Raw genomic sequence first — 6492 nt, forward strand, 5'->3', positions numbered from 1 at the left:
AAGAGGGAGGTCAGCCTTCTGTTTGTGCGGCGACCTTGGTGACAATCCAGGGATCGTCGAACCAGTGTTCTTCGAGGTTTGCGCCCTCACCGATGCGGTCGATGACGATATACTGGCCGGGCGCCTCAAACGGAGCGAGCACCCCGTGCCAGACGCCCCGGTGCAGGTTGATCGATTGGCCGGGTTGGCTGAGGAAGGCGCGCGGCGTGCCGGGGGTGCCGTCTTTATCCGGAGCCACGACCACCAGAATTGGAACGCCGGTGACCGGCACAAAGGCCTGACTGCCCTCGGGGTGACGTTCGACCATGTCTACCTTGTGGGGCAGGGTGCGGGCCTCAGCATCAAACAGGCTGATCCCGGCCCGCCCGTCGGCAAAGTCGAGTTGTGCGAGGTCGTGGTGACGGCCGCATTTGCCCTGGTTGATGAGCTTGTCGGGCTGCGCCTTCGGTTCCAGCACCTCGCCAAAGGGGGCGAAGTCTGCGGCGGTCAGCGGTTGGGCGATCAACTCACGGGTCATGGCAGCAGATCCATCAGACGGAATTGCGCGATGCGTTCGACCTGACGGCAGGCCTCGGCAAACTCGGTCGAACGGTCATTGTCGATGCGGCGCTGGAAGGCGGCCAGAATCGAGGCCTTGTCGTGGTCGCGCACCGCAATGATGAAGGGGAAGCCGTGTTTGGCCACATAGGTGTCATTCATCGCGGTGAAGGTCTCGCGTTCCGCATCCGTCAGCATGTCGAGCCCGGCGCTGGCCTGTTCCGAGGTGCTCTCGGCGGTCAGGCGCCCGGCGCTGGCGAGTTTGCCGGCCAGATCCGGGTGCGCGGTGAGCACGCCGAGGCGATCCTCGTCGGAGGCGGTGCGGAACATGCGGCAGAGCGCATTGTGCACCCCGGCGGCGCAGTCATGCGCGGGGCCAAGCTCCAGGTCAAAGGCGCGGTCTGCGATCCAGGGCGAATGCTCGAAGATAGACCCGTAGGTGGCGACAAAGCTCTCGCGGTCCATCTGGCTTGGACGGGTGCGGCGCTGATGGGGGTGGTTTTCCGCCCAATGTTCGGCGATCTCCACACGACGCGGGCACCAGACGCCCTCATGGGTCTGGACATGCTCGATAAAGCGTTTGAGTGCGGCGATCTTGCCCGGGCGACCCACCAGACGGCAGTGCAGACCGATGGTCATCATCTTGGGCGCGCCGGCCTCGCCTTCGGCATAAAGCGCATCAAAGGCGTCGGTCAGGTAGGAGCCGAAATCCTCGCCCGTGACCCAACCGGGCGCGGTGGCAAAGCGCATGTCGTTGGCTTCGAGCGTGTAGGGAATGATCAGCTGGTCGCGATCACCAACTTCCAGCCAATAGGGCAGGTCGTCATCATAAGTGTCGGAGATATAGTCAAAGCCGCCCTCTTCGGCGACCAGACGCACGGTGTTGGCGCTGCACCGGCCAGTGTACCAGCCGCGCGGGCGTTCCCCGACCACCTCGGTGTGCAGGCGGATCGCCTCTTTGATCGAGGCGCGCTCTTCATCCTCGGGCATGTCCTTGTGCTCGACCCATTTGAGGCCGTGGGAGGCGATTTCCCAGTCCGCGTCCTTCATCGCCTGCAGCTGTTCGGGGCTGCGAGCGAGGGCGGTGGCAACGCCATAGATGGTCAGCGGGATGTCGGCGCCAGTGAACAGGCGGTGCAGACGCCAGAACCCGGCCCGCGCGCCGTATTCATAGATCGATTCCATGTTCCAGTGGCGCTGGCCCTGCCATTGCGCGGCACCGGGGATGTCGGAGAGGAAGGCCTCGGAGGCGGCATCGCCGTGCAGGGTGCAGTTCTCGCCGCCTTCTTCGTAGTTCAACACGAACTGGACGGCGATTTTTGCATCATTGGGCCAAGCGGGATGCGGGGCATGCGCCCCATATCCACGCATGTCTCGGGGATAGCGTGTCACGATTGGGATCTCCGCGTCTTTTAGGTTATTTACATGTTATACATATGAAATGGCCGCGGGGCTTTACCGCATTTTTTGAAAGTGCTGTTTGACGCTTCTGCGTGCATCTGCGGCAAAGCTCTCGCAGTATGGCGATAAAATCAGCGAGACGTGATTGGGCGTGGGCCTGTCGCACGATTCCGTTGAACATTTTACCGCCAAAAAGGAGACGTCACAGATGACCGGATATCTGACAACACATGTTCTGGACACCGCGCGCGGCTGCCCGGCCGAGGGCATCAAGATCGCGCTTTATAAGGTGAGTGATGATTCTCACGAGAAGATTGCTGAGACGGTGACCAATGCGGATGGGCGCACCGACAGCCCGATCCTGCCGGCAGAGACATTTGAGACCGGAACCTATGAGTTGGTCTTCTTTTGCGGTGACTATCTGCGCGCGTCGGGTCAGGCGGGGGATGCGCCGATGTTCCTCGATCAGGTGCCGATCCGGTTTGGCATGAGCGAGGCGGACAGCCATTATCATGTGCCGCTGCTGTTGTCGCCCTATGGCTATTCCACCTATCGCGGCAGCTGACGGAGGCCTCCGGCGGAGGTATTTTGGGAAAAGATGAAGGGCGGGGCCATGGGGCGCCGTCCTTTTGCCGTTTCAGGCGGCCTTTTCAGGCAGGGACGCCAGGATGTGATCGATCATGAAATCGAGGAACAGCCGCACCTTCGGGTCCTGATGGCGACGGTGCATGTAGAGGCAGGCCATCTGGATCGTCGCGGGGGGCTCTTCCGTCAGCACGGGCACCAACGTTCCCTCAGCGAGGTGTTCGAAAACCTCGAACAGGGGCTTCAGGATGATGCCATGACCGTCGAGCGCCCATTGGGTCAGCACATCACCGTGGTCCGATTCAAACGGGCCGGTGACGGCCACCCGCCGGATGCCATCAGGGCCGTGCAGGGGCCACTGGAATTCCGGCGCGCCGGGATAGCGCAGGTTCAGGCAGTCATGTGCGTCGGTTTTCAGCTCGGCGCTGGATTGGGGCAGGCCACGGGTCTCGATATAGGCGGGGGCGGCGCAGAGCACGCGCGGGCAGTCGGTGATCTTGCGGATCTTGAGGTTTGAATCCTCCGGCAGGCCGAGGAAGAAGGCCGCGTCCAGCCCTTCGGCGGCCAGATCCAGTTTGCGGTCCGACAGACGCAGGCGGATGTTGATCAGCGGGTAGGCGGCGTTGAACTGCGGCACCGCCGGGGCGATCAGCCGCTGGCCCAGACCAAGGGGAGCCGCCACATAGAGCGTGCCGCGCGGCGTCTGGGTCACGTTGGAGATATCGGCCTCGGCCTCTTCCACCGCTTCGAGGATCTTGACCGCGCCGTGATAGAACAGCTGGCCCTGTTCGGTCGGGTTCAACAGGCGCGTGGTGCGTTGAAACAGGCGCACCTTAAGGTGTTCTTCCAGCTGCGAAATCCGCGACGAGGCCACGGCGGCGGAAATGCGCATGTCCCGCGCGGCGGCGGACATGTTTCCGAGCTCGTAGACGCGGACGAAAGTGCGGATATTGTTCAGATAGGCCATGTTGGGTATTTCATTGTTAGCTTATGTTTGAAGCAGCTTGGAATTTTTTCCTGATACACGAAAATGACACCCTCGCCTAGGGTCAGGACAAACGCGCAAGGAGTGAGCTATGCAAGAGCTTGTCATCATGTGGGACTGGCTGGGCTTTGCGGTCCGCTGGCTACATGTCATCACCGCGATCGCCTGGATCGGATCGTCCTTCTACTTTATCGCCCTCGACCTGGGGCTGCGGAAGGTGCCGCATCTGCCGGTGGGGGCGCATGGTGAAGAGTGGCAGGTCCACGGCGGCGGTTTCTATCACATCCAGAAATACCTAGTGGCGCCGGAGAACATGCCGGACCATCTGATCTGGTTCAAATGGGAGAGCTATGCCACCTGGCTGTCTGGCGCCGGTCTGTTGATGATCGTCTACTGGGCCGGGGGGGAGCTGTACCTGATCGACCAAGGCAAGGCGGATCTGGCCCTGTGGCAGGGGATCCTGATCTCGGCGGCCTCGCTCAGCATCGGCTGGCTGATCTATGACTTCCTGTGCAAATCGCCTCTGGGCGAAAAGCCGACCGTCCTGATGGTGCTGCTGTTCGTGCTGCTGGTGGCGATGGGCTGGGGGTACAACCAGATCTTTACCGGCCGCGCGGTGATGCTGCATCTGGGCGCCTTCACCGCCACGATCATGACCGCCAACGTGTTCTTCATTATCATGCCGAACCAGCGTGTCGTGGTGGCGGACCTGCAGGCGGGCCGTCCGGCGGATCCAAAGTACGGCAAGATTGCCAAGCTGCGGTCGACCCACAACAACTACCTGACGCTGCCGGTCATCTTCCTGATGCTGTCCAACCACTACCCGCTGGCCTTTGCCACCGAGTACAACTGGATCATCGCGGCGCTGGTGTTCCTGATGGGGGTGACCATTCGGCACTATTTCAACACGCTGCACGCTGGCACCGGCAACCCGACCTGGACCTGGCCGGTCACCATCCTGCTGTTCATTGCCGTCATGGCGCTGAGCCAGGCACCGCTGATGCAGGACACCTATGAGGAGTCCGAGGCGCGTGAATTGACACAGACCGAGCTGGCTTACGCCGGCTCGGAGCATTTCGATGACATCATGAGCGTGGTGCCGGGACGGTGTGCGATGTGCCATGCACGCGAGCCCTATTATGAGGGCATCCGCCGGGCGCCGAAGAACGTGCTCTTGGAAACCGAGGCGGATGTGGCGAAACACGCCCGCCAGATCTATCTGCAGGCCGGGGCCACCCATGCCATGCCGCCCGCCAATGTCACCTATATGGAAGACGACGAGCGCGCGCTGATCCGCAAGTGGTTTGCCGATGGCGCGGCAGAGCTGCCTTTCTACATGGCCGGCAACTGAGCACAGTCTTGCCGGTCGGGGCACACCCGCCCGTCGCAACAGCATTAAAATGCAGCCGCGCCCGCCGGGCCGCGCACCGCTGACGCGGTGCAGGGGGCGCCTGGGCTGACCTGTTTTTCTGATACCGAACTAAGGGGATCTATGATGTCCGCTTCCGCGACCCTTCTGCGTGGCCGCACGCTGAGTTTTCATGCCGAGCCCACCGGGCCCGAAGACACCGCTGCCTACTCTTATATAGAGGATGGCGCGATCCTGATGCAGGACGGGCGCATCACCGCACAGGGCCCCTATGCCGAGATCGCGCCGCAGGCCGCAGGCGCCGAGGTGGTCGACCACCGCCCGCATCTGCTGATGCCCGGCTTCATCGACCTGCATCTGCATTTCCCGCAGGTGCAGGTTGTGGCCTCCTGGGGTGAGCAGCTCCTGGACTGGCTCAACACCTATACCTTCCCGGCGGAGGTGCAGTTTGCCGACGCAGGCCACGCAGAACGGATGGCGCGCGGCTTTTTTGACCTGATCCTCGGCCATGGCACCACCACGGCGGTGGCCTTCTGCTCGGTGCATCCGACCTCGGCCGAGGCCTATTTCGCCGAAGCGGCCCGCCGCAACATGCGGATGATCGGCGGCAAGGTGATGATGGACCGCAACGCACCCGAGGGGCTGACCGATACCGCGCAGCAGGGCTATGACGAGACCAAGGCGCTGATTGAGCGTTGGCACGGGAAGGGGCGCGCGTCTTATGCGATCTCTCCACGGTTCGCGATCACCTCCACGCCTGCGCAGCTGGAGGCGGCGGGCGCCCTAATGCGCGAACACCCTGAGGCCTATGTGCAGACGCATCTGTCGGAGAACCGCGACGAAATCGACTTCACCCTCAGCCTCTACCCGGACGCGCCGGACTACCTTGGTATCTATGAGCGCTACGGGTGTGTGGGGGACAAGACTCTGCTGGGCCATGCGATCCACCTGGAGCCGCGCGAGATCGAGCTGCTGGCAGATGTAGGGGGCAAGCCGGTGTTCTGCCCGACCTCGAACCTGTTCCTCGGCAGCGGGTTGTTCGATGACGCAGGCCTGCGCGGTAAAGGTATCCGCAACGGCATCGCCACTGATATCGGCGCGGGCACCAGCTACTCGATGCTGCAGACCCTCAATGAGGGCTACAAGGTCCTGCAGCTACAGAACCAGAAGCTGCATCCGTTGAACGCCTTTCACTGGATCACGCGCGGCAATGCCGAGGTGTTGGGGCAGGTCGATCAGATCGGCACGCTGGATGTGGGCACAGAAGCGGACATCGTGGTGATGGACGTGTCGGCCACTCCGGCAATGGCCTTGCGGGCAGAGGCGGCTTCGTCCCTGAGTGAGGAGCTGTTCATCCTTCAGATGCTTGGCGATGACCGGGCGGTGGCAGAGGTCTACGTGGCGGGCGAGGCGAGCAAGCCGAAGACCTGAGATCAAATCACCAGATCAGTCGTTCAGAAGGCGCGGAGGATTTCCTCTGCGCTTTTTTGTTTTTGCGGCTGGGTTTCGCAGTGGGTGCGACTCGTTTTGTTGGTTTGGTCTGCGAGCAGCGACGCGATTCCGCGGTTGAGTCTGTGGGTAAGTAGGGGTGGCTTGTGGATAAGGGGGGTTGGCG

Annotated in this window: 6 protein-coding genes; 3 read left to right on the forward strand and 3 right to left on the reverse strand. The window is 62.3% G+C overall.

Annotation, left to right across the window (positions count from 1 at the left end; translation table 11 throughout):
• Positions 1-10 precede the first annotated feature (10 nt).
• Positions 11-517, reverse strand: coding sequence for an ureidoglycolate lyase (locus R1T40_RS17565; protein WP_317385041.1), 507 nt, complete (start codon positions 515-517; stop codon positions 11-13).
• Entirely contained in the window at positions 514-1929 is a 1416-nt protein-coding gene (puuE, locus tag R1T40_RS17570) for an allantoinase PuuE (protein WP_317385042.1), read from the reverse strand. Before puuE ends, R1T40_RS17565 begins: the two co-directional genes overlap by 4 nt.
• Before the next feature lie 217 nt (positions 1930-2146).
• Here puuE and uraH point away from each other — a divergent pair, with 217 nt between their 5' ends.
• Entirely contained in the window at positions 2147-2503 is a 357-nt protein-coding gene (uraH, locus tag R1T40_RS17575; RefSeq protein WP_317385043.1) for a hydroxyisourate hydrolase, read from the forward strand.
• A gap of 72 nt (positions 2504-2575) precedes the next feature.
• Here uraH and R1T40_RS17580 read toward each other — a convergent pair whose 3' ends face one another.
• The gene (locus R1T40_RS17580) at positions 2576-3490 is read right to left on the reverse strand and encodes a LysR family transcriptional regulator (protein ID WP_106164313.1); all 915 of its coding nucleotides are present in this window, start codon (positions 3488-3490) and stop codon (positions 2576-2578) included.
• A 109-nt stretch (positions 3491-3599) separates the two neighbouring features.
• Here R1T40_RS17580 and R1T40_RS17585 point away from each other — a divergent pair, with 109 nt between their 5' ends.
• On the forward strand, positions 3600-4859 hold the full coding sequence (locus R1T40_RS17585) for a urate hydroxylase PuuD (RefSeq protein ID WP_317385044.1): 1260 nt from the start codon (positions 3600-3602) through the stop codon (positions 4857-4859).
• 144 nt (positions 4860-5003) lie between these two features.
• Positions 5004-6308 (forward strand): guanine deaminase, encoded by a 1305-nt coding sequence (guaD, locus tag R1T40_RS17590; RefSeq protein ID WP_317386998.1) that lies wholly within the window; start codon positions 5004-5006, stop codon positions 6306-6308.
• Positions 6309-6492: the final 184 nt, after the last annotated feature.

Origin of the sequence: Tritonibacter scottomollicae, from assembly GCF_032924845.1 — a bacterium.
GTDB classification, from domain to species: Bacteria; Pseudomonadota; Alphaproteobacteria; order Rhodobacterales; family Rhodobacteraceae; genus Epibacterium; species Epibacterium scottomollicae.

Bases quoted from the DNA above. Each gene is read 5' to 3' on its own strand.
- R1T40_RS17565 (WP_317385041.1), bottom strand. From the start codon at position 517: ATGACCCGTGAGTTGATCGCCCAACCGCTGACCGCCGCAGACTTCGCC.
- uraH (WP_317385043.1), top strand. From the start codon at position 2,147: ATGACCGGATATCTGACAACACATGTTCTGGACACCGCGCGCGGCTGC.
- R1T40_RS17580 (WP_106164313.1), bottom strand. From the start codon at position 3,490: ATGGCCTATCTGAACAATATCCGCACTTTCGTCCGCGTCTACGAGCTC.
- R1T40_RS17585 (WP_317385044.1), top strand. From the start codon at position 3,600: ATGCAAGAGCTTGTCATCATGTGGGACTGGCTGGGCTTTGCGGTCCGC.
- guaD (WP_317386998.1), top strand. From the start codon at position 5,004: ATGTCCGCTTCCGCGACCCTTCTGCGTGGCCGCACGCTGAGTTTTCAT.